Raw genomic sequence first — 26,690 nt, forward strand, 5'->3', positions numbered from 1 at the left:
GTTAGGTAGGTCACGTGAGCGACCAGCTGCCGATGTTCCCGCTGAGCACCGTGGTGTTCCCGGGGATGAGCGTGCCGCTCCACGTCTTCGAGGACCGCTACCGGATGCTGGTCAACCACCTCCTCGCCGTCGACGACCCGGCCGAGCGCGTGTTCGGGACGGTCGCGATCCGCGAGGGCTACGAGGTGGGTGAGCACGGCGCCCAGTCGGTCTACCGCGTCGGCTGCGTTCTGCAGCTCACCGAGGCCGGCCGGCGCGACGACGGGACGTTCGACATCGTGGCCGTGGCCCGCGAGCGGCTGATGCTGGAGGAGATGCAGCGCGGCGTCGACTTCCCGCAGGGCGTCGTCGCGGTTCTTCCCGAGCCCGAGATCGAGGTGCCGGTCGAGGTGCTCGACCGCGCCCGTGCCACGTTCACCGCGTTCCGGGTGGCGATGACCGAGCTGCAGGGCGACCCCTACAGCGGCACCCTGCCGCGCGACCCCGACTACCTCGCGTGGACGCTCTCGGCGCTCACGCCTCTCCCGATGGCGGAGCGCCAGTCGCTCCTCGAGGCGGAGGGCGCCACGGAGCGGCTCCAGCTCGTCACGCGGCTGCTGACCGAGGAGCTCCGCGCGATCAACGTCATCCCGTCGCTCCCCGCCACGCAGGTCGCCCGGACCGCTTGGTCCCCCAACTGACGGCTCTCGCTGCGATGGCGAAGAAAGCACGGGCACTTGGCGGTACGCCGGCCACCGTCGCACTGACCGCGGCGGGCATCGCCTTCGAGGTGCGCGCGTACGAGCACGACCCGCGGGCGACGTCGTACGGCACCGAGGCCGCCGAGGCGCTCGACGTCGACCCCGCCCGCGTCTTCAAGACCCTGCTGGCCTCCCTCGATGGGCGGCTGGTCGTCGGCATCGTGCCTGTCACCGGCCAGCTCGACCTCAAGGCGCTGGCCCGTGCGCTGGGCGGCAGCAAGGCCGCGATGGCCGACGTGACAGCCGCCGAGCGCGCCACCGGCTACGTCGCGGGCGGCATCTCGCCGGTCGGCCAGAAGCGGGCGCACCCCACCGTGCTGGACGCCAGCGCGCTGGACCACGCCACGATCCTGGTCTCGGGCGGTCGGCGCGGCTTCGACCTCGAGCTCGCACCCACCGACCTGGTGACGATCACCGGAGCGGTGACCGCCACCATCGGTCGCTGAGGCTTAGTCGGTCGTCAGCTTGAGCATGCCGTGGACGACGTCACCGTCGACCCAGCCGCTCACGCCGAAGGCGGACAGCGGCGCGACGTTCTCGCTGACCTCCGGTATGTCCTCCGTGACCCGCACCAGCCAGTCGTCGTCGGCGTCGAAGTTGACGTAGAGGACCGACTGGGCCTCGTCACTCTCGACGACCTTGGTGTAGTCGTCGGTGCCGCCGAGGTCGCCACCACTCTCGAGCTTGCCGCGGTAGTCGTCCTGCAGAGCCAGGACGGCGTAGCCGTCGCCCTCCGTCACCTTCATGAACTCGGCCATCTCGGGCGGGGACTGCGCGGCGATCTTGTCGAGCACGGCCTGGATCTCGTCGGCGTCGCCCTTGATCCGGATGCCCGCCGGGACCTCGCCCGGGCCGCCATTGGTGATGGCGTCGGGGTCGATGCCGCTGCCGACCGAGACCGTGACGCCCTCACCGAGCAGCGTCTCGATGTCCTCGGGGAAGGCCACGCCGGTCTCGCTCTCGAACTGGGCGAGCTGGTCGTCGATCGCCGCGGCCTCGTCGGGGACCGCGTCCTTGACGTAGTCGAGCATCGCGTCGGCCCAGCCCTCCTGGAGGGAGAAGCCGAAGGCCGCGAGGGTGTCCTCGGGCAAGCCGGCGACCATGTCGACGCCGGTCTCGCTGTCGATGAGCGCCGTGAGGTCCTTCTGGTAGTTGGACATGGCGTACTCGACCTCGACCGCGCCGTCGTCGAACCGGACGGTGGCGGCGGCCCCGTCGAACTCGTCGATCAGCCCCTGAAGCTGGTCGGGCACCTCCTCGCCGCCCTCCGGCGGCATGTATCCGAGCATCGAGCCCATCCCGGCCGCATCGTCGAGGTACTGGGCGGCGGCCTTGGCGACGTAGAAGGACATGAAGCCCTCGTCGCCGGCCTCACCGGTCCACTGGTCGAAGGCCGCGTCGCCGGCGAGCGAGGCGCCGTCGGTGGCGTCCACCACCTGCTGCGCGATCTCCTCGGTCTCGGCGATGACCATCCAGTCGCCGTCGACGACCCAGCCGCCGCCCTCGGACGTGTCCTCCCCGGACGTGCCGCCGCAGGTCTCGACGAGGCTGGCCATGCCGTCCTCGGCCTTGCCAGCGTCGCTCACCTGCACCACACCGACCACCGCGGGTTCGTCGTCACCGAGGTCGACCGCGGCCATCGCGGCCCGGGAGCCCACCCACGGCTTGACGTCCTCGGCGTAGTCGAGACCCTTGCACTCGCCCGCCTTGACGATCTCCTCGAAGAAGCGCTCGCGCAGGTCGTCGTCGGTGTCGAGGTTGATCTTGTCGGTGAACGCCGGGAACTTGCGCAGCGTCTTGATGGCCTCGATCTTCTGGCCGCCGCTCGGGTCGAGGTCGACGCTGAAGTAGGCGACCGTCGAGTCGGGCAGGGCCTCGGCCGGCTGCGCGCCGGAGGCGAAGAAGCTGGTGGCGGCCCAGGCGCCACCGGCGACCACGGCGCCGCCGGCGACCAGGGCACCGAGCGCGACCAGGCGCTTGCGATTGTCGGGCCCGTGGTCGGCCGCGTGCGCGGATCCTCCCGGTCCCGTTCCGTCCAGGTATTCCGGGCTCCCCGGTGTGGTGCTCATGACAGTTCTGCTCCCCCGCTGCACGTGTCCCGACAAGCTCGGGACGGCCCACTTGTGGTCGCGGCCAGCCTACCCACGAGGACGCCGGACGAACCCTCGACTTCCGAAGAGATACATGCCGACCAGACCAGTCATCGCACCCGCCGGGAGCGCCACGAACGCCGTGGAGTGCCACTGCGTACGACCGCGGTCGGGGGCGGTCAGCCCCAGGTCGCTGGGCAACGGCGTGAAGTCGGGGCTGCCGGCCGCGAGCAGCTGCGGGTCGGCGGGGCCGAGGGCGTTGCCGACGGCGTACATCGCAGCGCCGGCGAGGACGGACGCGACGACCACGGCTGCCACCGTCACCAGCTCGTGGCCGCCCCACAACCCGCTCACCACGGCCAGGACGAGGCCGAGCGCGAAGGCGATCAGCACGAACAGCGCTATCCCCTCGAAGGAGAGGTCCGGCCCGGCAGGCTCGAGGAACCACTGGTCCTCGTAGGCCAGGCCCATCGGCGGCGTCCACAGCTGCTCCCACAGCGCCCCCGCGGCCGCGCCGGCGACGACGAACCCGACGACGATCGCGCCGACTCTCGTGAGCACGGACCTCACCCGGTCAGGCATCCCGGCCCCAGCAGTTGCTTGAGGTCGGCGAAGAGGGCCGGGCTCGGGGTCACCCGCAGGTTGTCGTCGAGGCGGAGCACCTTGGTCGAGCTCCGGGTCAGCAGGCGCAGCTGGACCTCGGTCATGCCCGGGTGGGTGCCGAGCACGTCGCGGAGCTGGGCCACGACGGGCGGCGTGCAGCGCGTCGACGGCAGGCTGATCACGACGGGGCCGGTCGGGCCGTGGGTCAGGTCGGGCGCCGTGACCTCCTGGGCGCGCAGCTCCGGCTGGTCCTTGTCACGGGAGAGCTGGCCCTTGATCCGGACGATCGCGTCCTCCACGAGGAGCGTCGAGGACAAGGTGTACGCGCTCGGGAAGAGCAGCACCTCGATCGCACCGTCGAGGTCCTCGAGCGTGATCGTGGCCCATGGGTCGCCGCGCTTGGTGATCTTGCGCTGGACCGAGGTGATGAGACCGCTGACTGTGAGCGTCGAGCCGTGGGCGCGCTCCTCGTCGAGCAGCAGCTGGCCGATCGTGCAGTCGGTGCCCTGGGACAGCACGTGCTCGAGGCCGAGGAGCGGGTGGTCGGAGACGTAGAGCCCGAGCATCTCCCGCTCGTGGCCGAGGAGGGTCATCTTGTCCCAGTCCTCGATGTCGGGGATGGTCACGCTGACCCCGAAGCCCGCGTCGTCGTCGCCGAGGCCGCCGAAGAGGGAGTCCTGGCCGATCGCCTCGTTCTTCTTGAGGTCGACGAACTGGTCCACGGCCGTCTCGTGCACCGCCGCCAGCGCGCGGCGCCGGTGCTTCATGTCGTCGAACGCGCCGGCCTTGATCAGCGACTCCACCACCCGCTTGTTGCAGACCAGGGCGGGGACCTTCTCCATGAAGTCGTTGAAGTCGGCGTAGCGGCCCTTCTCCTCCCGAGCGGCCACGACGCCGGCGACGACGTTGTGACCGACGTTGCGTACGGCGGTGAGGCCGAAGCGGATGTCGTTGCCGACCGGGGTGAAGTCGGCGTGGGACTCGTTGACGTCGGGCGGCAGCACCTGGATCTTCATCCGGCGGCACTCGTTGAGGTAGATCGCCATCTTGTCCTTGTCGTCCTTCACGGACGTGAGGAGCGCCGCCATGTACTCGGTGCGGTAGTTGGCCTTGAGGTAGGCGGTCCAGTAGGTGATGACGCCATAGGCGGCGGAGTGCGACTTGTTGAAGGCGTAGTCGGAGAACGGGAGCAGGATCTCCCACAGCTTGTCGATCGCGACCTGCGGGTAGCTCCGCTCGAGCATGCCCGCCTGGAACCCGGCGTACTGCTTGTCGAGCTCCTCCTTCTTCTTTTTGCCCATCGCGCGGCGCAGGTTGTCGGCGGCACCCAGGGTGAAGCCGGCGAGCACCTGGGCGATGGCCATCACCTGCTCCTGGTAGACGATCAGGCCGTAGGTCTCGCCCAGCACGGTCTCGAGCGCGTCGGCGAGCGCCGGGTGGATCGGCTCGATCGGCTCACGGCCGTTCTTGCGGCGGGCGTACTTGTTGTGCGAGTCGGCACCCATCGGGCCGGGTCGGTAGAGCGCACTGACGGCCGTGATGTCGGCGAAGGCGTCGGGCTGCAGCGAGCGGAGCAGCGAGCGCATGCCCGAGCCGTCGAGCTGGAAGACGCCGAGCGTGTCGCCGCGGCCCATCAGCTCGTAGGTCGTGCGGTCCTCGAAGCCGAGCTCCTCCAGGACGACTGTCTCGCCCCGGTTGACCTTGATGTTGGCGATCGCGTCGTCGAGGATCCGGAGGTTGGACAGGCCGAGGAAGTCCATCTTGACCAGGCCGAGCGACTCGCACATCGGGTAGTCGAACTGGGTGATCACCGCCCCGTCCTGTGGACGGGACATGATCGGGACGATGTCGATCAGCGGCTCGCTGGACATGATCACGCCGGCGGCGTGCACGCCCCAGTTGCGGATCTGGCCCTCGAGGCCGACGGCCGTCTCGTAGATCGTGCGGACCTCGGGGTCCTGGTCGTAGAGCGCGCGGAACTCGCCGCCGTCGCGGTAGCGCTTGTGGTCGGGGTTGAAGATGTCCTTGAGCGCGACGCCCTTGCCCATCACGTCGGCCGGGTAGGCCTTGGTGATCCGGTCGCCGATCGCGAAGCCGTGGTCGAGCACGCGGGCGGCGTCCTTGATGGCGGCCTTGGCCTTCAGCCGGCCGAACGTGGCGATCTGCGCGACGCGCTCGGCGCCGTACTTGTCGCTGACGTAGTTGATGACCTCGCCGCGGCGGGCGTCGTCGAAGTCGATGTCGAAGTCGGGCATCGAGGGGCGCTCGGGGTTGAGGAACCGCTCGAAGAACAGTCCGTGCTCGAGGGGGCACAGGTCGGTGATGCGCAGCGAGTACGCCGCGATGGAGCCGGCACCCGAACCACGGCCGGGACCGACGCGGATGCCGTTGTCCTTGGCCCAGTTGATGAAGTCGGCGACCACGAGGTAGTAGCCCGAGTAGCCCTTCTGGGAGATGATCGCGAGCTCCATCTCGACCCGGTCGCGTACGCCCTGGTCGAGGCGGTCGCCGGGGTAGCGCGCCTCGATGCCGCGCCAGACCTCCTTGCGGAACCACGAGTCCTCGGTCTCGCCGGCCGGCACGTCGGCGCGGGCCATGTAGCCACCGGTGGACTCGGTGAACTCGACCTCGCAGCGCTCGGCGATCGCGAGCGTGTTGTCGCACGCCTCGGGCATGCCGAAGCGGTCGGCCCAGAGCTCGCGCATCTCCGCGGCCGACTTGATGTAGTAGCCGCCGCCGTCGAACTTCAGCCGGTTGGTGTCGGAGAGCCGCTTGCCCGATGCGACGCAGATGAGGGCGTCGTGGGCGGCCGCGTCCTCGGGGTTGTTGTAGTGGGAGTCGTTGGTGGCGATCGGCGGGATCGAGAGCTGCTTGCCGAGGCGCAGCAGGTCGTCGCGGACCCGCTTCTCGATGTCGATCCCGTGGTCCATCAGCTCGAGGAAGACGCTGTCGCGCCCGAACATGTCCTGGAGCTCGCCGGCCTCGCGCACCGCCTCGTCGTACTGGCCGAGCCGCAGGCGCGTCTGGATCGCACCACTGGGGCAGCCGGTGCTGACCATCAGGCCCTCGCTGTGCTCGGCGAGGATCTCCTTGTCCATACGGGGCTTGTAGAAGTAGCCCTCCATGCTCGAGCGGGACGACAGCCGGAACAGGTTGCGCATGCCCTCGGTGCTCTCGGCCCACATCGTCATGTGGGTGTACGCACCGCCACCGGCGACGTCGTTGCCGCCCTCCTCGGCGAGGTCGCCCTGGCCCCACCGCACCCGGCGGCGCTCGCCGCGCATGGTGCCGGGGGTGATGTAGGCCTCGATCCCGATGATCGGCTTGATGCCGTGGCGCTTGGCCTTGCTGTAGAAGTCGTACGCCCCGTGCAGGTTGCCGTGGTCGGTCATCGCGATGGCCGGCATGCCGAGCTCGCTGGTGCGCGCGAACAACCCGTCGAGCAGCGAGGCTCCGTCGAGCATGGAGTACTCGGTGTGCACGTGAAGGTGCACGAAGTCACCCGTTGAGCTTGCTGTGGTGCCGGCCGACATGGAGGAGACTTCCGCCCCTTTCGTGGGTCGCTGAGGGAGTCGATGCGTGGGACGTGCCGGCTGCGCAGCCCGCGGTGCCCAGAGGGGGAAGAGCAGTCAGCCTACGTCAGTGTGCCCGGCCCCACCGACAAGACACACGGCCCCGATCGGCGTCGGAGCGGATCGACGCCGGGGCCCCTCAGAGCCAGTCGACGGCATGCCCGTGGCCGTGGCTCCAGGCCACCGGCGTGCCGTCGAGGGCCGTCGCGAAGCGACCTGACGGGACGTCGGCATCGCCCGTCACGGCGGGCAGGACGCGGCGGCCCTCGTTGCTGATCCACCGGCAGCGTCCGTCCGCCACGAGGCTCGTCATCAGCTCGTGGAACCGACGCCGGGCGGGCTCCTCGAGGTAGGCGATGACAGCCGAGTGGAAGACCACGGGCGTGCCGTGCGGGGCGGCCTCGTCGAGCAGGCCGGGCAGGTGGTCGAACAGGTCGCCTCGGCGCAGCGCCGGCGGCTCGCGGCGGGCCACGTCGACCGCGGCACGCAGCCGGGCGCGCCGCTCGTCCTGCTCCGGCCACACCAGGTTCTCGAGCCAGGCCATCGCGTCGGGGTCGCCGACGTCGAGCGGGTGGAGGTCGACCCCACCGCGCCAGGCGACCTCGGGATGCCGCACCGGCACCGGCAGCGGTCCGGTGGCCTCGGCCGTCAGGAGCGGGCCGCCGCTCCCCCGCAGCCCGCCCAGCGGCGGCCACGAGTAGTCGTAGCGGTCGGGGAACAGGCACAGACCGGCGCTGGCGCCGACCTCGATGAGCGCCAGCGGCCCCTCGACCAGGGCGAACACCGGAGCGAGGGTGGCGAGCCGGCCGACCTCATTCGTCTGGGTCGCCCGCGCCATCACGGTCGCGCGCACCTCGGGCTCCCGCTCGAGCAGCAGCCGGCGGAGACCCGCGTACGACCCGGGCGCGGCGGCGCCGTGCCAGCGGGCCGCGGCGAAGACGAGGTTGGGCTGGCGCTTGATCGGCGGCAGCGTGCCCAGCCAGGCGAGCACCTCGGGGTCGTCGGCGACCCCGAGCGCCCACTCCTCGAAGCACGGCGAGTCGCCGGCCGCGTACGTCGCGAAGTCGCGGTACTCCTCGATCACGTCGTCGTAGAGCAGCACGGGCCCATCCTTCCTAGCGCCGGGTCGGGAAGGGGCCGTCGGGGCCGATGCCGGCGTTGCCCATCCGGATGCCGGAGAACTCCTGGCCGCGCTCCCGCACCTCGGTGAAGTGGTCGACCAGCTCGGGCAGCACCCGGAGCTCGATGCCGTGCTCCGCGTGCAGGTCCACGAGGTCGCCGACCTGCTCCGGCGGACCGAGCGGCGAGACCGCGTGGGTGGCCACGAAGGCGTGGGGGCGCTCGCCGAACGGCTCGAAGTCGGCGGCGTCGAAGCGGTAGGCGTACAGAGTGGTCGCCCGCAGCGTCGGCAGCCAGGCCTCCTCGATCGTGTGCACGCGGGGCACGCCGGCCTCCGGTGACGCGTCCCACGAGCACACGCGCGGGCACTGCCGCGGGAACCAGTAGCAAGGGCTGTTGAGCGCGTCGACCGTCCAGACGTACGCCTCCGGCTGCTGGGCGGTGGCGGCCACGTGCGGATCGAAGTCGCGGATCGACGGGTCCTCGCTGAAGTGCAGCAGCTCGCCCGGGTGCGGCAGCATCAGCGGGAGGCGTCGAGCGACTCGGTGATGATCAGGTCGACGATCCGGGCCACCCGGGCCTGCCCGAGATCCGGCGCCACCGCCGCCACCCGCCGGGCGATCTCGGCCTCGCGGGCGGGGTCGCGCTCGCCGCTGGGCTTCACCGACTGCACGGCCCGGGTCAGCGCCGTACGACGCGCGAGCACGTCACCGAGCACGAGGTCGACGTCGTCGATGAGCGCCCGCAGGAAGGCCACCGGGTCGGGGCCCGGCCACGCCACGCGGATGTCGGGCGAGCTCTCCTCGTTGGCCGCACCGTCCGTACGCTCGAGCTCCAGGCACCCCCGACCCCGGTAGAACGCGCGGGCCGGGGCGTTGGACTCGAAGACCCAGAGGCAGAAGCCGCCCGGGCGCAGGGACGTGACCAGCTCGAAAAGCGCGGTGCCCACGCCGCTCCCCTGGTGGCCGGGGTGGACGTAGAGGTCGTCGAGCCAGGTCGGCGTGCACCGGGCGTAGCCGGTGACCTCGTCGCCGCTCGCTGCCAGCCACACGTCGTACGTGGTCAGGTCCCAGCCGCCGACCCAGGCGCGCACCTCGTCGTCGGCGTGGACCCCGGGCGGGAACGCCGCGCCGGCCGCACGCCGAGCAGCCAGGTGGATCTCGGCGAGTGCTGGGAGGTCCGCGGCCGTGGCCGGGCGCAACGCCAGCTCAGTGCTCATCACGGATGACCTCGAGCGCGTGCGCGAGGTCGTCGGGGTGGGTGGACTCGTAGCTGACGTAGTCGCCCGTCTCCGGGTGCTCGAAGCCCAGGCGCATCGCGTGCAGCCACTGGCGCTCGAGCCCGAGCCGCTTGGAGAGGGTCGGGTCCGCGCCGTAGGTGAGGTCGCCCACGCACGGGTGCTTCAGCGCGCTCATGTGCACCCGGATCTGGTGGGTGCGGCCGGTCTCGAGGTGGACCTCGAGCAGGCTCGCGAACCGGTGGGCCTCGAGGGTCTCGTAGTGGGTGACGCTGTGGCGGCCGTCGGCCATCACCGCGAACTTGTAGTCGTGCTGCGGGTGGCGACCGATCGGCGCCTCGATGGTGCCGCTGAGCGGGTCGGGGTGGCCCTGCACGAGCGCGTGGTAGGTCTTGTCGACGGTGCGGTGGCGGAAGGCGTTCTTGAGCACCGAGTAGGCGCGCTCGGACTTGGCGATGACCATTACGCCGGACGTGCCGACGTCGAGCCGCTGGACGATGCCCTCGCGCTCCTTCGCCCCGGAGGTCGAGATCCGGTAGCCGGCGCCGGCGAGGTGGCCCACGACTGTCGGCCCGCGCCAGCCCGGCGAGGGGTGGACGGCGACGCCGACGGGCTTGTCGATCACGACGATCGCGTCGTCGTCGTGGATGATCCGGATCCCCTCGACGATCTCCGGCTTCACCTCGAGCGGGTCAGTCGTGGCAGGGATGGACACGTCGAGGACGGCACCGCCGTGGACCCGGTCGCTCTTGCCGACGTCGGCACCGTCCACCTGCACCAGGCCCTGGGCGATGAGGTCGGCGGCCTTGGTGCGCGAGAACCCGAACATCCGGGCCATCGCGGCGTCGACGCGCTCGCCGGCCAGCCCGTCGGGCACGAAGACCGTGCGCTGCTCGGCGTGGGAGGTCATCAGTGGGCGCTCAGGCCTGCGTCGTCGACCGGGGAGTCGGACCCGCGCTGGTGGTCGGCGTCGCGGCTTCCGTCGAGCGCCACGCCGCGGAACGTCTGCAGGATGATCAGGCCGGCGGCCACGTTGATGCACATGTCGGCGACGTTAAAGACCGGCCAGTTGGGCAGCATCAGGAAGTCGACGACGTGTCCGTGGAACGGCTCCGGCTGGCGTACGACGCGGTCCGTGAGGTTGCCGGCCACGCCGCCCAGCAGCAGGCCGAGCGCAATGGCCCACCCGGTGCTGCGCACGCGGCGGCTGAGCCACAGGACGACGACGACCGCGATCGCGGCCAGGCAGGTGAAGACGATCGTGAAGTCGGTGCCGGTGCTGAACGCTGCGCCGGGGTTGAAGGTCAGGTGGAGCGTCAGCCAGTCACCGAACACGGGGACGTCGCCGTCGGCCAGCGAGGCCAGCGCCCACTGCTTCGACCCGAGATCGATGGCATAGGCGATCGCGGCGATCGCGGCGAACACCAGACGGGCGTCGAGGCGTCGTCGGGTGGGCTCGTGATGGGCCTGGTCGCTGGGGTTCAGCGACGCTCCTCGCGCTGCTTGCATGACATGCACAGTGTCGCATGGGGCACTGCCATCAACCGATTCTTGCCGATGGGGTTGCCGCACGACTCGCAGACGCCGTACGTGCCGTCGTCGATGTGGGCCAGGGCCCGGTCGAGCTGGCCGAGGGTCTCGCGCTCGCGGGCCAGGACGGTGAGCTCGTGGTCGCGCTCGAAGCTCGTCGCGCCGACGTCGGCCTGGTCGTGTCCGGCGCCGTCGCCGGCGTCGCGCATCAACCGGGCGAGCTCCTCCTCGGCCTGGCTGATGGAGACCGTGAGGCGCTCGCGGTGCTCGTTGAGCTCCTTGACGACCTCGTTGAGCTCGCCGCGCGTCCAGGCATCCTCGCCATCGAGCACGACGAGCTTGGCGGGGGTCGACTTGCGGGGCGCTGCCTTCTTCGCGGGAGCAGAGTTCGTCACGGAGGATGCCTTCTTCGCAGGAGCGGACTTGGTGGCGGTGGGCGGGGCGGTCTTCTTCGCCGGGGTCTTCGGAGCGGAGGCCGCCGCGGATGGCGCAGTCTTCTTGGCGGGGGCCTTCTTGGCTGGCGCGGTCTTCTTGGCGGGGGCCTTCTTGGCTGGCGCGGTCTTCTTGGCGGGCGCGGCCTTCTTTGCCGGAGCCTTCGTGGCCGGCGCAGCCTTCTTGGCCGGGGCCTTCACGGCGGGCGTGGCCTTCTTGGCCGGGGTCTTCGCGGCAGGCGTGGCCTTCTTCGCCGATGCCTTCTTCGCAGCGGGGGCCTTCTTTACCGGCGCCTTCTTGGCCGGTGCAGCCTTCTTGGCCGGAGCCTTCTTCGCGGCCTTCTTCGCAGCAGGGGCCTTCTTCGCCGGAGCCTTCGCGGCCGGCGCGGCCTTCTTGGCGGGCGGCTCGACGGCCGTCTTGCGGCCGATGACCCGCCTGGCGGCGGCCGCGGCGGAGCCAGCGAGGGACTTGCGCGTGGTGCCAGCCATGTCCGAGGGCCTCCGCATGCATCGGGTGTGGCGGGAACCACACGGTCGCAGGGAGGGTATCCGGTGGCACGGAGCAGGCCAACCTCGGCTCGCCGAAATGCGAGAACGGCCACCCTGATGGGTGACCGTCCTCGTGACGAGCGTGGTGCAGGTGGTGCGAGAGGCTCAGCCCTCGTCGTCACCCAGGACCGAGCGCAGGCGCTTGGGTCCGTGACCGCTGTCCACCGGAGCCTGGCTCTCGCTGCCCGTGGACAACGACTCCAGCTGCTGGGTGAAGTAGGTCTTCAGGCGGGAGCGGTACTCGCGCTCGAACTGGCGCAGCGTCTCCACGTCGCCGTTGAGCTTGTCGCGCTCCTTCTCGAGGTCGCCGAACATCTGCTGGCGGCGCTCGGCGGTCTCGGAGTCGAGCATCTGCGAGCGCTGGCGGGCGTCCGCCTCCATGCGGTCGGACTTCGTCTTCGACTCCGACTCGAGGCGCTCGGACTTGGTGCGCGCGGCACCGACGATGCGGTCGGCCTCGTTCTTGGCCTCCTCGATGAGCTCGTCGGCGTTGCGCGTCGCGATCTCGAGCAGGCGGGCCGCGGCGTTGGACGCATCGGCGATGTTGCGCACGGGCGGGGCCTCGACGGGCGCCACCACGGCGACGGGCTCCGGCTCCGGCTCGGGCTCCGGCTCGGGCTCCACGGGGGCGAACGACACCGGCGCGGGCGCCGACGACGACGAGTCGCCACCGGACTGCGCCGCGGACAGCTTGGACCGAAGGTCGTCGTTGTCCTTGGTGAGCCGCGCGAGCTCCGCCTCGACCTCGTCGAGGAACTGGTCGACCTCGCCCATGTCGTAGCCCTCACGGAGCCGGACAGGCGTAAAGCGCTTGTTGCTCACGTCCTCAGGCGTCAGCGGCATGACCTCACCCAAACTTTCACTCTTCGAATACACGGTGACTCTGGCTGTCAGGAGACAATAGCGCCCGTCGGCTCACCCGGCACAGTGACCCGTGTGGCGGATGGTTCCGGGGGTGGGCTCACAGGAAGATGGTGGCCACCACGTTGAGCAGCAGCCATGCCGCCACCATCACCAGCAGGAAGCTCAGGTCGAGCGCGACCGAGCCGAGCCGCAGGGGCGGGACCACGCGCCGCAGCGCCACGATCGGCGGGTCGGTGGCTGAGTACACCCCCTCGAGGGCGACCAGCAGCGGGCCGCGCGGCTCCCACTGGCGCGCGAACACCTGGACCCAGTCCACGATGAACCGGATCCAGAGCAGGCCGATGAAGACGAACAGGATGAGATAGAGGGTCATGCCGATGATCTGCACGGAGTAAGACTGCCTCAGCTCTGGTTGAAGAACCCGTCCTCTGCCATCCGCTCCTTGTCCTCGGCCGCGACCGTGACGTTGGGCGGGGAGAGCAGGAAGACCTTGTTGGTCACGCGCTCGATCGTCCCACGGGTGGCGAAGATCAGGCCGGCGGCGAAGTCGACGAGACGCTTGGCGTCGTTGTCGTCCATCTCGCTGAGGTTCATGATGACCGGCGTGCCGTCGCGGTAGTTCTCACCGACGAGACGGGCCTCGTTGTAGTTGCGGGGGTGCAGGGTGGTGATGCGGCTCAACTCGGCCACGACTCCCGTCTGGACCGAGGCCGGACGACGGCGCTCGGCAAGGTCGGACACAGGGGCAGGGCCTCGGTCCCTCGCGACCGGTCGCTGGTCGACAGCGTCCTGGGTCGAGGTCTCCGTGTCGCCGTCGTAGTCGTCGTAGTGGCCGGTGTCCTCGAGCAGGCCGAGGTACTCGCCGATCTTCCTCATCGCGCCGCTCATGAGACTTGTCCTCCGCTAGACAGGGCACCCGTGATCGGGCGCCTGGTGACTGATGTCGACATTACTGGTTCGTGGGCCTCGGACCGAGGACCGCGGACCCGACACGCACGTGTGTCGCGCCGTGCCGGATGGCCGCCTCGAGGTCCCCGCTCATGCCGGCCGAGAGGACCGTCGCCTCCGGGTGCCCGGTGAGGAGCTCGGCGTGGATCGCGGCCAGGCGGGCGAAGGCCTCGAGCGGGTCGTCGTCGAGGGGCGCGACCGCCATCAGGCCGCGCAGCCGGAGCATGCCTGCCTCCTCGACCGAGCGGGCGAGCTCGTCCAGGTCGGCCGGGTCCGCGCCCGAGCGGTGGTCGGCTCCGGGCGGGTCGAGGCTGACCTGCAGGAGCACGTCGACGTCGTGGCCGCGCGCGTGCGCACCGCGAGACAGAGGACCGACGAGCTTGGCGCGGTCGAGCGACTCGACGACGTCGGCGTACGCCGCGACGGCAGCCGCCTTGTTGGACTGCAGACCCCCGATGAAGTGCCACCGCAGCCCGAGGTCGACGCACTCGGCGGCCTTGGCCTCAGCCTCCTGGTGGCGGTTCTCCCCCACATCGGTGACGCCGAGGTCGGCCAGCAGGCGTACGTCGGAGGCGGGGAAGAACTTGGTGACGACGACGAGCGAGACCTCGCCGGCATCACGGCCGGCGTCGTCGCACGACACGGCGATGCGCCGGCGTACGGCGTCGAGGTTGGCGGCGAGCTCGTCGCGACGGTCGTCGGTCACGGGTGGCTCCAGATGACGCCGGCGAACCGGGTGGCTGCCGCGCCGTCGCGGCGGTGCGACGGCCACGACGGGTCCTCGCGCGTGCAGGCGTCGACCACGCGGACGTCGGTGATGCCGGAGGCGTCCAGCTGCGCGCGTACGCCGGCACCGAGGTCGAGCGCGGGCGTGCCCCACGAGGTGGTGGAGCGGGCTTCGGGGACGACGATCGCCACCTCGTCCTGCAGGTCGGCCGGGACCTCGTAGCAGGACCCGCACACGTGCGGACCGACCCAGGCCACGGACGGGTCTGCGCCCTGTGCCCGCAACGCGGCAACAGCGGCCGGGACGACGCCCGCGGCCAAGCCGGGGCGACCGCTGTGCACGGCGGCGATCCACCCGGTGGCGGGATCGGCGAGCAGGACCGGCACGCAGTCGGCTGCCCGGGCGAGCAGCGCCACGCCGGCCTGAGCCGTGATCATGGCGTCGGCCGGGACCCGCCCGCTCGTGCGGCGGTCGTCGACGAGGTCGACGTGGGCGCCGTGCACCTGGTGCATCAGGGCGGGCGTTGCTCCGGTGGCCTCCGCGACCTGACGCAGGGCGCCCGTGCGTACGTCGTCGTCAGCCGCGTCGCCGAGGCTGAGGGAGACGTCGGTGAAGGCGACCTCGATCACGAGGTCGCCTTCGATCCGGTCGCGGTGGCGCAGGAGGCCCGTCGCGTCAGAGACGGTCACTTCAGGAAGTCGGGGACGTCCAGCTCGTCGTCGTCGAACTGGACCTGTCGGGCCGGGCGGGGCTGGGCCGCAGGCGTCGACGCGTCCGAGGTGGGCGACGGTGCGAACGTCGTCGGAGCGGGCGTGCCCGACGACTGTGCCGGAGCGGCCGCCTTGGTGGCGAGCTGCTGGGCGGCGGCCCGGGTCTGCTCCTGCGTCTGCGCCGGCTGGTTCTGGCGCAGCACGTTGCCGTCGGAGCGGCGCTTGGGCATGCCGCCGTCGAACCCGGCGGCGATGACGGTCACCCGCACCTCGTCACCGAGGGCGTCGTCGATGGTCGCGCCGAAGATGATGTTGGCCTCGGCGTGCGCGGCCTGCGACACCAGCGCGGCTGCCTCGTTGATCTCGAACAGGCCGAGGTCCGAGCCACCGGCGATCGAGAGCAGCACGCCGTGCGCGCCCTCGATGCTCGCCTCGAGCAGCGGGCTGGAGACGGCCATCTCGGCCGCGGCCACCGCGCGGTCCTCGCCGCGGGCCGAGCCGATGCCCATGAGGGCGGAGCCGGCGTTGGCCATCACGGACTTCACGTCGGCGAAGTCGAGGTTGATCAGGCCGGGCGTGGTGATGAGGTCGGTGATGCCCGAGACACCCTGCAGCAGCACCTGGTCGGCCTGCTTGAAGGCGTCGAGGATCGACACGCTGCGATCGGTGATCGAGAGCAGGCGGTCGTTGGGGATGACGATGAGGGTGTCGACCTCCTCGCGGAGCTGGCTGATGCCCTCCTCGGCGGAGTTGGCGCGACGCCGTCCCTCGAAGGCGAACGGCCGGGTCACGACGCCGATGGTCAGCGCTCCCAGCGAACGGGCGATGCGGGCCACGACGGGCGCGCCGCCGGTGCCGGTGCCGCCGCCCTCGCCGGCCGTCACGAACACCATGTCGGCGCCCTTGATGACCTCTTCGATCTCGTCGGCGTGGTCCTCGGCGGCCTTGGTGCCGACCTCGGGGTTCGCGCCTGCGCCGAGACCGCGGGTGAGCTCGCGGCCGATGTCGAGCTTGACGTCGGCGTCGCTCATGAGGAGTGCCTGGGCGTCGGTGTTGATCGCGATGAACTCGACGCCCTTGAGGCCGACCTCGATCATCCGGTTGACGGCGTTGACGCCGCCGCCACCGATGCCCACGACCTTGATGATCGCCAGGTAGTTCTGCGCTGCTGCCACGGCTCGGGGCCTTCCTTGATGGGACTGCTGGATGGGTTGCTCTGGGGGTCGTGCTGGTGGATCACGCTGGGGAAGGAACGAGGTGCTGCTTCGGACTGCTGACCCTCGTGGCCGCGGAACTGTAACCGTGAACCTGAGGGTTATAGTTATGTCAACCTCGCCTTTCGCAAGACCATAGGCAGCGTCCGGCCCCGGGCCGTGCCGACACGCCGGTCGCGCGGTGAGCCACGCGGATTTTCGGGCCGCGGAACCCGCCTCACGCACCGCTCGGCGACGAGATGGTCGCCGGGGACGTCAGGTCAACAGGCAGGCTGCGCGCAGTACGTCGGGTTGCCCGGGACGCTGACGTCGTAGAACGGCGCCTGCTGTGCGGCGAGCAGCTTGTCGACGACCTCGGCCTTGAGCGCGGACTCCTCGGCACTCCCCCACAGCACCTGGCGCTGGTCGCGCATGACGAGGGTGATCTGGTCGACGGTGACGACCTCGACGTGGTCGACGCGGCTCGCGAGTGCCTTCGGGAGCGCCGCGACGACGGTCGCGGCCTCCTTGAGCGCGTCGGTGCCGGCAGCGCCGCCGGGGCGGACCCGCGGCATCCCCTTCGGGGCAGTCTTGTACTCGCGGAAGACCACGCCGTCAGCGTCGAGTCCGCGCAGCCGTCCGGCCAGCTCGACGACCGCGACGGCGGTGCGCTCCTCGACCTCGATGCGTACGCCGTCGGGCCAGGTGCGGGTGACGTCGACCGACTTCACCTCGGGCACCGATCCCACGCGCGCGTCGGCCCGGTCGAGGTCGACCAGGGCGAGCTGCTCACCGAGCGGCACGTCGGCGATCTCGCGGACCCGGCCGTCGCTGAGGAGCGAGTTGCCGACGACCTCGACCCGCTTCACCTGCAGGGTCGCGGAGAAGAAGACCAGCCAGATCGACGTGCCGAGCAGCGCCACGACGACCAGCAGGGCGAGCACGTAGCGCAGCGACAGCCAGCGACGGGCCCACTGGCGGCGCGCGAAGCGTCGCCGGGTGCGCCTTGCGGCGCGGTCCTCCCGCTCCACTCACGCACCGCCCGGCAGGAGCAGGTCGAGCACCAACGGCCCGACCCCCGTGATGTCCCCGGCGCCGAGGGTGATCACGAGGTCGCCCGGTCGCGAGCGCTCCGCGAGCACCTGCGCCGCCGCGCCCAGGCCGTCGACGTACGTCACGTGCTCGGGCGGCAGCGGCACGGCGCGCGCCACCAGGAGGCCGGTCACCTCGGGGTCGGGGTCCTCGCGCGCGACGTAGACGTCGAGGACGACCACCTCGTCGGCCGCGCCGAGTGCGACGCCCATCGCCTCGCCGAAGATGCGGGTGCGCGAGACCAGGTGGGGCTGGAAGGCCGCCACGACCCGGCCCTCGCCCGCGAGCGCACGAGCGGCCTCGAGGTCGCCGCGGATCTCGACGGGGTGGTGGGCGTACGAGTCGTAGACGCGCACGCCGGCGGCCTCACCCTTGAGCTCCATCCGACGGCCCGTGCCGGTGAAGCCGGCGAGCCCCTCGGCGAGTGCGTCGAAGGGGAACCCCAGCTGCAGACCCAGGGCCAGTGCGGCGACGGCGTCGAGGACGTAGTGGCGGCCGGGGATCCGGAGCCGGAGCTCGCCGAGGTCGGCGCCACCGCGCGAGATCCGGCAGGTCGAGGTCGCGCCGTCGAGCGCGAGGTCGTGGATGCGGAGGTCTGCGTCGGCGGACTCCCCCACCGTCACCACGTCGAGGCCCTGGGCCCGCGCCGTACGGGCGAGCCCGGCCGCACCGGGGTCGTCGACCACGCACACGACGAAGCCGCACGGGTCGATCGTGTCGACGAACTCCTCGAACGCCCGGTGGTACGCCTCCTCGGTGCCCCAGTTGTCGAGGTGGTCGGCCTCGACGTTGGTCACGATCGCCGCGTGCGGGCGGTAGTGGAGGAAGGCGCCGTCGCTCTCGTCGGCCTCGGCGACGAACAGGTCGTCGGTGCCGGCGTCGGCGTTGCGTCCGGTCGCGGTGAGCACCCCGCCCACGGCGTACGACGGATCGGCGCCGGCGGCCAGCAGCGCTGAGGTGAGCAACCCGGTGGTCGTCGTCTTGCCGTGCGTGCCGGCCACCGCGAGCACCCGCGAACCGGTCATCACCGAGGCGAGTCCGGCCGAGCGCGGCAGGATCCGCAGGCCCAGGCGCTGGGCCTCGAGCACCTCCGGGTTGTCGTCGCGGGCCGCCGTGGTGACGACGAGGGTGTCGGCGTCACCGACGTGGGCGGCGTCGTAGCCGAGGTGGCAGGTGACGCCGAGCTCGCGCAGGGCCGGGAGGAAGGGCGTGTCGTGGTCGTCGCTGCCAGTGACGGCAATGCCGCGGGCGGCCATGATCCGGGCGATGGCGGAGATGCCGGCGCCGCCGATGCCGACGCAGTGCACGCGGCCGAGGTCGGCGGCGGGCAGGATCTCGTCGGGGACCGGGATCCTCACGACGCTCCCCCGGACCTGCCGGCGGCGCCCGCGTCGAGGATGATCCGGGCGAGCTTCTCGTCGGCGTCGAGCGGGATGACCCCGCGAGCGGCCGCGCCCATGGCGTCGAGCCGGGACCGGTCGGTCAGCAGGCCGGGCACGCTCGCGGCCACCCACTCGGGGGTCAGCGCGCCGTCAGCGACGAGGAGCCCGCCGCCGGCGTCGACGACCGGGCGCGCATTGAGCGCCTGCTCGCCGTTGCCGATCGGGAGCGGGACGTAGATCGCGGGCAGGCCCACCCCGGAGACCTCGGTGACGGTGTTGCTGCCGGCGCGGCACAGCACCGCGTCGGCGGCGGCATAGGCCAGGTCCATCCGGTCGACGTACTGGACGACGACGTAGGGCACGTCACCCGCTGCGACGGCGAGCTCGTGCTTGGGGCCGACCACGTGGAGCACCTGTACGCCGGCGGCGGCCAGGTCGGCGGCCGCGCCGGAGACCGCGGCGTTGATCCGGGCGGCACCCTGCGAGCCGCCGGTCACCAGCAGGGTGGGCAGGTCGTCGCGCAGGCCGAACGTCGCCAGCCCCTCGGCGCGGAGGGCGGCACGATCGAGGGTGGAGACGAGGCGCCGGATCGGCAGGCCCGTCCACACCGCGTGCGGCAGGTCGGTGTCGGGAAAGCTCGTCGCCACGTGCTGGGTCATCCGGGCACCGAGCCGGTTGGCGATCCCGGGGACGGTGTTGCCCTCGTGCACCACGATCGGCACGCCACGCTTGCGGGCGGCAAGGTAGGCTGGCACCGACACGTAGCCGCCGAACCCGACGACGACGTCCGGGCGGATGCGGTCGACCACCTCGAGGGCGGCGGCACGCGCGGCGCGCAACCGGGTCGGCGTACGCAGCAGGTCGGGGCCGGGGCGCCGCGGCAGGGGCACGCGAGGCACGTACTCGAGCGGCAGCCCGGCCTCCGGGACGAGTCGGGCCTCGAGGCCCTCACGTGTGCCGAGGCAGGTGATCGCGGTCGCGGGGTCGAGCCGTCGGAGGGCGTCGGCCGTGGCGAGCAGGGGCGAGGTGTGGCCGGCGGATCCGCCGCCGGCGAGGAGTACGCGCATCGGTCCTGATGCTAGTGGCGGGTCGAGGCCGAGAGACCGGCGGAGCGGTTGCGACGGCGCGCGGCGAGGGCTGCGGCCGCCTCGGGCTCGCGTCGGGCGAAGCCGATCACCAGGCCGAGCGCGACCAGCGAGGGCAGGAGCGCGGATCCGCCGTAGGACACGATGGGCAGCGGGATGCCGATGACGGGCAGGACGGCGAGGACCATGCCGACGTTGATCATCATCTGGCCGAGCAGCCAGACCACGATGCCGAAGGTGGCGTAGCGGACGAACGGGTCCTGGGTGTTGAGGGCGACCCGCACGGCGGCGTACGCGATTGTGAAGAACAGGCCGACCACGAGCAGCGTGCCGACCAGGCCCAGCTCCTCGCCCAGGACGGCGAAGATGAAGTCGGTGTGCGCCTCGGGCAGGTCGCCCCACTTCTGCGTGGAGGCGCCGATGCCCTGGCCGAACCAGCCGCCGCTCGACAGCGCGTAGAGCCCGTGGGCGGGCTGCCACCCGGCGTCGGTGTAGTCCTTGAACGGGTCGGTGAAGGTCGTGATGCGGTTGAGCCGCTCGGAGTCGGTCGCGGCGAGTGCGACGGCGGCGACGCCGAGGACCGAGATGCTCAGCACAAAGAGCCGCATCGGCGCCCCGACCACCCACAGCATGCCGAGCATGATCGCGGCCAGCACCATGGCCGTGCCGAGGTCGCGGCCGACCAGGACCAGCGCGATGACGGCGAAGAGACCCGGGACCACGGGCACCAGCAGATGGTGCAGGTCGCGGAGCCGGCGCTCCTTGTGGGCGTAGATATTGGCGGCCCACAGAACGATCGCGAGCTTGGCGATCTCCGCGGGCTGGATGTTCACCGGGCCGAGGGCCAGCCAGTTCTTGTTGCCGTTGATGAGCACGCCGAACTTCGCGACCAGGCCCAGCAGCACCAGAGCGACGAGGAAGCCGGGGTAGGCGAGGCGGCGGATGTGGCGGATCGGCAGCCGGGAGGCCACCCACGCGGCCGGCACGCCCAGGACGACCCACATCAGCTGACGCTTCACCACCGCGTAGGAGTCGTCGTAGATGACGTACGAGCGCACGCTCGACGCGCTGAGCACCATGATCACGCCGATGGTGAGGAGCAGCGCGGAGGAACCGAGCAGCAGGTAGTAGGAGGTGAGCGGCTTGTCGACCGCCTCCCGGACCGAACGCCACCCGGAGGCGATGCCCGAGCCGAGGCGCCGCGGCGCAGCGCTCACCGGGGAGAGCGGTGCTGCGACGTCCTCGGGGTTCGCGGTGGTCACTCCTCGCGCTCCCCTCGGTTGCGGATGGTCAGTCGGTGTGGGCGATCCGTGCCTGTACGGCGGCCGCGAACGCGTCGCCGCGGGCGCCGTAGTTGCTGAACATGTCCATGGAGGCACAGCCCGGCGCCAGCAGCACCGTGTCCCCGGACCTGGCGAGCCCGGCGGCCGCGTCGACCACACGCTCCATCGGGTCACCAGTCTCGTCGGCGCCCACATCGATGACAGGCACATCGGGCGCGTGTCGCGAAAGAGCGTCGGCGATGACCTGGCGGTCGCGACCCAGGAGCACGACGCCCCGCAGCCGCTCGCGGACCGCGACGACGAGGTCGTCGAAGCGCGCACCCTTGGCCAGGCCGCCGGCGACCCAGACCACCGGGTCGTACGCGCCGAGGGACGACTGTGCGGCGTGCGGGTTGGTGGCCTTGGAGTCGTCGACCCAGGTGACACCGTCGCTCTCCGCGACGAGGGCGATGCGGTGGCCGTCTGGACGGAAGGCACGCAGCCCGTCGCGCACGGCCTGCTGGCTGACGCCGTGGGCGCGGGCGAGCGCCGCGGCGGCCAGGGCGTTGGCGACGAAGTGGGGTGCTGTCGAGGCGAGGTCGTCGAGGGTGCACAGCTCGGCGGCGCTGGAGGCGCGTTCCTCGATGAACGCCCGGTCGACGAGCAGGTCCTCGACCACGCCGAGGTTCCCGGTGCCCGGCATCCCGAGCGTGAACCCGACGGCCCGGGCACCCTCGACCACGTCGGCCTCGAGCACCATCTCCTCGGTGGCGTCGTCGGCCAGGTTGTAGACGCACGCCCGCTGGACGCGCTCGAAGATCCGGGCCTTGTCGGCGGCGTAGCGCTGCATGCCCGTCGGCGTCCAGTCAGGAGCGCCCGGCTCGTCGTCGTACCAGTCGAGGTGGTCCTCGGCGAAGTTCAGCACCGCGGCCGACTCCGCCGACATGGAGTGCGTGTAGTGGAGCTGGAAGCTGGAGAGCTCGACGGCGAGCACGTCGTACGGCTCGGGGTCCATCACGGCCTCGACGATCGGCAGGCCGACGTTGCCGACCGCGACCGCGCGGAGCCCGGCCGCGAGCAGGATCGAGGTGAGCATCTGCACCGTGGTGGTCTTGCCGTTGGTGCCGGTGACCGCCAGCCACGGTGCGGCGTGCTCGGGGTCGCGCAGCCGCCAGGCGAGCTCGACCTCCCCCCACACCGGGATGCCGCGCTCGGTCGCCTGCGCAAGGAGGGGCGCGGACGGCTTCCACCCCGGCGAGGTGACCACGAGATCGACGTCGGCGGGCAGCTCGGCGGTGGCGCCGACCTCGAGGCGTACGGTCGCGCCGAGGGTCTCCAGCAGCTCGGCCTTCTCGGCCTTCTCCGGGCTCGTGGCCTCGTCGAGGGCGGTGACCTGGGCACCGAGGAAGAGCAGGTTGTCGGCGGCGGCGTACCCCGAGACGCCGAACCCGGCGACGACGACGCGGACGCCGGACCAGTCGCTGGTGCGGCTCAGGGCGTCGATGTCACCCAATGCCGGCGACCCACTCGGCGTAGAAGATGCCGAGGCCGGTGGCGACGGCGAGGCCGGTGACGATCCAGAAGCGGATCACGATGGTGACCTGCTCCCAGCCGAGCATCTCGAAGTGGTGGTGCAGGGGCGTCATCCGGAAGACGCGGTAGCCGGGCTGGACCTTGAAGATGCTCCGGAACAGCCCGCTGGCGCGGCTGATCTTGAACACGGACACCTGGATCATCACCGAGAGCGTGATGACCACGAAGAGCCCGCCGATGACGAGCAGCAGCAGCTCGGTGCGGGTCATGATCGCGAAGCCGGCCATCGCGCCGCCGAGCGACAGCGAGCCGGTGTCGCCGAGGATGATCTGCGCGGGCGAGGCGTTCCACCACAGGAAGCCGAAGCAGGCGCCGGTGATCGCGGCGGCGACCACCGCGAGGTCGAGCGGGTCGCGCACCTCGTAGCACTTCGGTCCGGCCTCGAGGGCGCACGACTGGCTGTTCTGCCAGATGTTGACGAGCGTGTACGCGGCGAAGACCAGGATCGAGGCGCCGGTGGCCAGCCCGTCGAGGCCGTCGGCGAGGTTCACGGCGTTGCTGGTGCCGGTGACGATCACCCAGAACAGCAGCATCACCACGACCGTGGGCAGCGCGAACCGCTCGTAGTCGCGGATGAAGGAGATGTGGTCCGAGGCCGGGCGCCAGCCGCGCTCGTCCTCGAGCGCCGGCGACAGCGCGAGGACGCCGAAGACCAGGCCGACCACGGTCTGGCCGACGACCTTCGCCCGGCCGCGGAGCCCGGTGCTGTGCTGACGGCTGACCTTGAGGAAGTCGTCCATGAAGCCGACCGCGCCGAGGCCGACGAGCAGGAAGAGCAGGAGGAGGGCCGACGCGGTGGGGGCGGTGCCGGTGATGACCTTGGCGGCGAAGTAGCCGATCACCGTCGCCAGGATGATCACGATGCCGCCCATGGTGGGCGTCCCGCGCTTGATGTGGTGGGTGGTCGGGCCGTCGTCGCGGATCGGCTGGCCGAATCCCTGCCGGGTGAAGAAGCGGATCGCGTAGCGCGTGCCGAGGAGGGAGATCAACAGGGAGAGTCCTCCTCCGAACAGGATGGCTCTCATCTGGTGCGTCTCCCTTCCGTGCCGCTCCCGGTGAGGAGCTCGTCGGCGATCAGTTCGAGCGCGGCCCCCCGTGATGCCTTCACGAGGACGACATCCGCAGCCGAGACATTGTGTCGCAGCCAGTCGGTCGCCGCGGCACGCCCCGCCGTGGTGATGGCCACACCCGACGTCGCCGCCGACTCGAAGCCCCGCGCCATCGCGTCTGCGGCAGGGCCGACGGTCACGAGGACGTCCACCCCGGCCGCGGCGGCGTACTCCCCCACCCCGGTGTGGGCAGCGCCGGACCCGTCGCCGAGCTCGAGCATCTCGCCGAGCACGGCGACCGTACGTCGTCCGCTCCCGGCACCGATGTCACCGAGCGTGTCGAGGGCGGCCTTCATCGACTCGGGGTTGGCGTTGTACGCGTCGTTGAGGACGACGAGCCCATCCGCGCGCTCGGTGAGCTCCATCCGCCAGCGGCTGGCGGGTACGGCGTCGCCGAGGGCGTCCGCGACCGTGTCGAGGTCGAGGCCGGCGGCGAGGGCCATCGCGGCGGCCGCGGCGGCGTTGCGCCACTGGAATGAGCCGACCTGGGCGAGGTGCACCGTGGCGCCGGAGCCGCGGTGGACCAGCTCGAAGGACTGGCGACCGAGCTCGTCGTGGGTGATCTCGCTGACCGCGACATCGGCGGCGTTGACAGTGCCGCCGAAGGTCGTCACCGTCGCGCCGGTGCGCGACGCCATCGCTGCGACGAGCTCGTCGTCGGCGTTGAGGACGGCCGTGCCGTCGGTGCGCAGCGCCTCGACGATCTCGCCCTTGGCCTGCGCGATCGCCTCGCGGCTGCCGAACTCGCCGATGTGGGCGGTGCCGACGTTGAGCACGGCGGCGACGTGCGGTGGTGCGATCCGGCAGAGCTCGGCGATGTGGCCGACGCCGCGGGCGCCCATCTCCACCACCAGGAAACGCGTGTCGGCGGTGGCCCGCAGCACCGTCAGCGGCACGCCGAGCTCGTTGTTGAAGTTGCCTCGCGTCGCGACGGTCGGGCCCGACTCGGCCAGCACGTGGGCGAGATAGTCCTTGGTGCCGGTCTTGCCCTGCGAGCCGGTCATGGCGAGCACGACCACGTCGGGCAGCCGGTCCACGACGTGCCGCGCCAGGCGGCCCAGCGCCGCGGTCACGTCGTCCACGACGACGGTGGGCAGGTCGGTGGGGCGGTCGCCGAGGGCGGCGACCGCGCCGGCGGCGCCGGCCGCCTGCACGAAGTCATGGCCGTCGACCCGCTCGCCGGCGATCGCGACGAAGAGGCCGCCCACCTCGGGAGTGCGGGTGTCGAGGAAGGCGCCGCCGGTGACGACGGCCTCGCCGTGCGCGGCACCGCCGACCACGTCGGCGATCTCGGTCAGGGTCATCTCGATCACGTGGCGACTCCGCCGGAGTCCTGCATGGCTGCAACGATCTCCTCCGCCGCGACGACCCGGTCGTCGAAGGGGTGCACGACGCCGTCGACCTCCTGGCCGCTCTCGTGGCCCTTGCCGGCGATCAGCAGCACGTCGCCCGGCTCGGCACGGCGTACGCCCTCGCGGATCGCGAGCCGGCGGTCCCCCACCTCCAGCACCTCGGCCCGACCGGCACCGGTGCCGTCGAGCACGGCGGACCGGATCGTCGCGGCATCCTCGGTGCGCGGGTTGTCGTCGGTGACGATGAGGACGTCGGCCAGGCGCGCCCCGATCTCGCCCATCAGGGGACGCTTGATCGTGTCGCGGTCGCCGCCCGCCCCGATCACCACGATCACCTGGCCCTGCGTCAGCGGGCGCAGCGTGGCGAGGACGGCCTCGAGCGCGTCGGGCTTGTGTGCGTAGTCGACGACGACGGTGTAGTCCTGCCCCTGCGCCACCGGCTCGAGGCGGCCGGGCACGCCGTCGACACGGGAGATCCCGTCGGCGACGACCCGCGGGTCGAGCCCCGCCATCGCGGCGGACGCGATGGCGGCGAGCGCGTTGGAGACGTTGAACTCTCCCGGGAGGTGGATCGATGCCACCAGCTCGACACCCGGCCCCCGGACCGTGAAGGCGGCGCCGGTGGGCGTCAGGTCGACGTCGATCGCCCGCCAGTCGGCGTCCCGCCCCTGGGAGGAGTACGTCGACATCGGGATCGTGGCCACGTCCAGGAGCCGGCGACCGAACTCGTCGTCGACGTTGGTGAGCCCGATCCGGGCGCGCTCGGGGGTGAAGAGGTCGGCCTTGGCGGCGAAGTAGTCGTCGATGTCGGCATGGAAGTCGAGGTGGTCGCGGCCGAGGTTGAGAAAGGTCGCCACGTCGAAGACGACGCCGTCGACCCGGCCGAGGACCAGCCCCTGGCTGGAGACCTCCATCGCGCAGGTGTCGACGCCGCGCTCCACCATCACCGCGAAGAGGCCGTGCAGGTCGGGCGCCTCGGGGGTGGTGAGCTCGGTCTTCACGTCCTCGCCCGCGATCCGGGTGCCGACCGTGCCGATCACGGCGGCGCTCAGGCCCGAGGCGGTGAGTCCCTGCTCGAGGAGGCGCGTGGTGGTGGTCTTGCCCTGGGTGCCGGTGACGCCGATGACGCGCAGTCGGGCGGCCGGGTCGCCGTAGATCCTCGCCGCCAGCCGACCGAGGACGCGGCGCGGCTCGGCCACGACGAGGGCGGGGGTGCCGGGTGGCAGCCGGTGGAGGCCGGACGGGTCGGTGAGCACGCCGACAGCACCCGCGGCGAGCGCCCGTTCGGCGAAGTCGGCACCGTGGGCGCGCGCGCCCGGCAGGGCGGCGTACAGGTCACCGGGGCGGATGCGTGCTGTGCTCAGCGAGATGCCGGACACGGGCACGTCGAGGTCGCCGTGCACGGCCACGTCGGTGCCGGAGCCGAGCCACACGGCCAGGTCGGCGGCCGACGTAGCGGAGGTCCGCTGCGGACGCTGCGGGATCGCTGACTCGTGCACCGA

Annotated in this window: 25 protein-coding genes; 2 read left to right on the forward strand and 23 right to left on the reverse strand. The window is 71.5% G+C overall.

The genetic code is table 11. The features are described from left to right. Positions 1 to 14: 14 nt before the first annotated feature. Both EUA94_RS18680 and ybaK read left to right on the forward strand, forming a co-directional pair. The gene (locus tag EUA94_RS18680; protein WP_129428408.1) at positions 15 to 680 is read left to right on the forward strand and encodes an LON peptidase substrate-binding domain-containing protein; all 666 of its coding nucleotides are present in this window, start codon (positions 15 to 17) and stop codon (positions 678 to 680) included. A gap of 14 nt (positions 681 to 694) precedes the next feature. Then, positions 695 to 1,186, forward strand: coding sequence for a Cys-tRNA(Pro) deacylase (ybaK, locus tag EUA94_RS18685; protein ID WP_129428409.1), 492 nt, complete (start codon positions 695 to 697; stop codon positions 1,184 to 1,186). 3 nt (positions 1,187 to 1,189) lie between these two features. Here the strand turns inward: ybaK and EUA94_RS18690 are convergent, their stop codons facing one another. The 23 genes from EUA94_RS18690 to EUA94_RS18800 form a co-directional block, all read right to left on the reverse strand. Continuing rightward, positions 1,190 to 2,809, reverse strand: coding sequence for a DUF3352 domain-containing protein (locus tag EUA94_RS18690; RefSeq protein WP_129428410.1), 1,620 nt, complete (start codon positions 2,807 to 2,809; stop codon positions 1,190 to 1,192). 69 nt (positions 2,810 to 2,878) lie between these two features. Beyond that, the gene (locus tag EUA94_RS18695; RefSeq protein ID WP_129428411.1) at positions 2,879 to 3,391 is read right to left on the reverse strand and encodes a hypothetical protein; all 513 of its coding nucleotides are present in this window, start codon (positions 3,389 to 3,391) and stop codon (positions 2,879 to 2,881) included. A gap of 5 nt (positions 3,392 to 3,396) precedes the next feature. Next, complete coding sequence (dnaE, locus tag EUA94_RS18700) at positions 3,397 to 6,966, reverse strand: DNA polymerase III subunit alpha (RefSeq protein WP_129428412.1); 3,570 nt, start codon at positions 6,964 to 6,966, stop codon at positions 3,397 to 3,399. A 178-nt stretch (positions 6,967 to 7,144) separates the two neighbouring features. Beyond that, positions 7,145 to 8,107 carry a DUF2332 domain-containing protein gene (locus EUA94_RS18705; RefSeq protein WP_129428413.1) on the reverse strand — a complete coding sequence of 321 codons (963 nt, stop codon included), beginning with the start codon at positions 8,105 to 8,107 and terminating at the stop codon, positions 7,145 to 7,147. Positions 8,108 to 8,120: 13 nt separating this feature from the next. Next, positions 8,121 to 8,645 carry a DUF6886 family protein gene (locus EUA94_RS18710; RefSeq protein WP_129428414.1) on the reverse strand — a complete coding sequence of 175 codons (525 nt, stop codon included), beginning with the start codon at positions 8,643 to 8,645 and terminating at the stop codon, positions 8,121 to 8,123. Continuing rightward, complete coding sequence (locus EUA94_RS18715; RefSeq protein WP_129428415.1) at positions 8,645 to 9,343, reverse strand: GNAT family N-acetyltransferase; 699 nt, start codon at positions 9,341 to 9,343, stop codon at positions 8,645 to 8,647. The genes EUA94_RS18710 and EUA94_RS18715 overlap by 1 nt, the downstream gene beginning before the upstream one ends. After that, complete coding sequence (locus EUA94_RS18720) at positions 9,333 to 10,271, reverse strand: RluA family pseudouridine synthase (protein ID WP_129428416.1); 939 nt, start codon at positions 10,269 to 10,271, stop codon at positions 9,333 to 9,335. The genes EUA94_RS18715 and EUA94_RS18720 overlap by 11 nt, the downstream gene beginning before the upstream one ends. Beyond that, complete coding sequence (gene lspA / locus EUA94_RS18725) at positions 10,271 to 10,870, reverse strand: signal peptidase II (protein ID WP_129428417.1); 600 nt, start codon at positions 10,868 to 10,870, stop codon at positions 10,271 to 10,273. Before lspA ends, EUA94_RS18720 begins: the two co-directional genes overlap by 1 nt. After that, the gene (locus EUA94_RS22785; protein ID WP_129428418.1) at positions 10,843 to 11,811 is read right to left on the reverse strand and encodes a TraR/DksA family transcriptional regulator; all 969 of its coding nucleotides are present in this window, start codon (positions 11,809 to 11,811) and stop codon (positions 10,843 to 10,845) included. The genes lspA and EUA94_RS22785 overlap by 28 nt, the downstream gene beginning before the upstream one ends. 165 nt (positions 11,812 to 11,976) lie before the next feature. Then, a complete protein-coding gene (locus tag EUA94_RS18735; RefSeq protein ID WP_129428419.1) occupies positions 11,977 to 12,714 on the reverse strand; it encodes a DivIVA domain-containing protein in 738 nt (245 codons plus the stop codon). 118 nt (positions 12,715 to 12,832) lie between these two features. Further along, positions 12,833 to 13,123: a YggT family protein gene (locus EUA94_RS18740; RefSeq protein ID WP_242494980.1), complete on the reverse strand. Its 291-nt coding sequence runs from the start codon at positions 13,121 to 13,123 to the stop codon at positions 12,833 to 12,835. A gap of 14 nt (positions 13,124 to 13,137) precedes the next feature. Then, on the reverse strand, positions 13,138 to 13,623 hold the full coding sequence (locus EUA94_RS18745; RefSeq protein WP_129428420.1) for a cell division protein SepF: 486 nt from the start codon (positions 13,621 to 13,623) through the stop codon (positions 13,138 to 13,140). Between the two features lie 61 nt (positions 13,624 to 13,684). Beyond that, positions 13,685 to 14,389, reverse strand: coding sequence for a YggS family pyridoxal phosphate-dependent enzyme (locus EUA94_RS18750; RefSeq protein WP_129428421.1), 705 nt, complete (start codon positions 14,387 to 14,389; stop codon positions 13,685 to 13,687). Then, on the reverse strand, positions 14,386 to 15,099 hold the full coding sequence (locus EUA94_RS18755; RefSeq protein WP_242494983.1) for a purine nucleoside phosphorylase YfiH/LACC1 family protein: 714 nt from the start codon (positions 15,097 to 15,099) through the stop codon (positions 14,386 to 14,388). Before EUA94_RS18755 ends, EUA94_RS18750 begins: the two co-directional genes overlap by 4 nt. Then, positions 15,096 to 16,295 (reverse strand): cell division protein FtsZ, encoded by a 1,200-nt coding sequence (gene ftsZ / locus EUA94_RS18760; RefSeq protein WP_129428422.1) that lies wholly within the window; start codon positions 16,293 to 16,295, stop codon positions 15,096 to 15,098. Before ftsZ ends, EUA94_RS18755 begins: the two co-directional genes overlap by 4 nt. A gap of 299 nt (positions 16,296 to 16,594) precedes the next feature. Next, on the reverse strand, positions 16,595 to 17,344 hold the full coding sequence (locus EUA94_RS18765) for a cell division protein FtsQ/DivIB (protein WP_129428423.1): 750 nt from the start codon (positions 17,342 to 17,344) through the stop codon (positions 16,595 to 16,597). Further along, positions 17,345 to 18,763 carry a UDP-N-acetylmuramate--L-alanine ligase gene (gene murC / locus EUA94_RS18770; RefSeq protein WP_129428424.1) on the reverse strand — a complete coding sequence of 473 codons (1,419 nt, stop codon included), beginning with the start codon at positions 18,761 to 18,763 and terminating at the stop codon, positions 17,345 to 17,347. It abuts the gene before it with no gap. Then, on the reverse strand, positions 18,760 to 19,854 hold the full coding sequence (gene murG, locus EUA94_RS18775; RefSeq protein ID WP_129428425.1) for an undecaprenyldiphospho-muramoylpentapeptide beta-N-acetylglucosaminyltransferase: 1,095 nt from the start codon (positions 19,852 to 19,854) through the stop codon (positions 18,760 to 18,762). Before murG ends, murC begins: the two co-directional genes overlap by 4 nt. Before the next feature lie 11 nt (positions 19,855 to 19,865). Next, a complete protein-coding gene (gene ftsW / locus EUA94_RS18780; RefSeq protein ID WP_165357037.1) occupies positions 19,866 to 21,134 on the reverse strand; it encodes a putative lipid II flippase FtsW in 1,269 nt (422 codons plus the stop codon). Positions 21,135 to 21,162: 28 nt separating this feature from the next. Further along, complete coding sequence (gene murD, locus EUA94_RS18785) at positions 21,163 to 22,647, reverse strand: UDP-N-acetylmuramoyl-L-alanine--D-glutamate ligase (RefSeq protein ID WP_422879908.1); 1,485 nt, start codon at positions 22,645 to 22,647, stop codon at positions 21,163 to 21,165. Continuing rightward, entirely contained in the window at positions 22,640 to 23,752 is a 1,113-nt protein-coding gene (gene mraY, locus EUA94_RS18790; RefSeq protein ID WP_129428426.1) for a phospho-N-acetylmuramoyl-pentapeptide-transferase, read from the reverse strand. Before mraY ends, murD begins: the two co-directional genes overlap by 8 nt. Beyond that, complete coding sequence (locus EUA94_RS18795; protein ID WP_242494992.1) at positions 23,749 to 25,140, reverse strand: UDP-N-acetylmuramoyl-tripeptide--D-alanyl-D-alanine ligase; 1,392 nt, start codon at positions 25,138 to 25,140, stop codon at positions 23,749 to 23,751. The genes mraY and EUA94_RS18795 overlap by 4 nt, the downstream gene beginning before the upstream one ends. Before the next feature lie 5 nt (positions 25,141 to 25,145). Beyond that, positions 25,146 to 26,687, reverse strand: coding sequence for a UDP-N-acetylmuramoyl-L-alanyl-D-glutamate--2,6-diaminopimelate ligase (locus EUA94_RS18800; protein WP_242494985.1), 1,542 nt, complete (start codon positions 26,685 to 26,687; stop codon positions 25,146 to 25,148). Positions 26,688 to 26,690 lie beyond the last annotated feature (3 nt).

It is taken from the genome of Nocardioides zhouii (assembly GCF_004137345.1).
GTDB lineage: Bacteria > Actinomycetota > Actinomycetes > Propionibacteriales > Nocardioidaceae > Nocardioides > Nocardioides zhouii.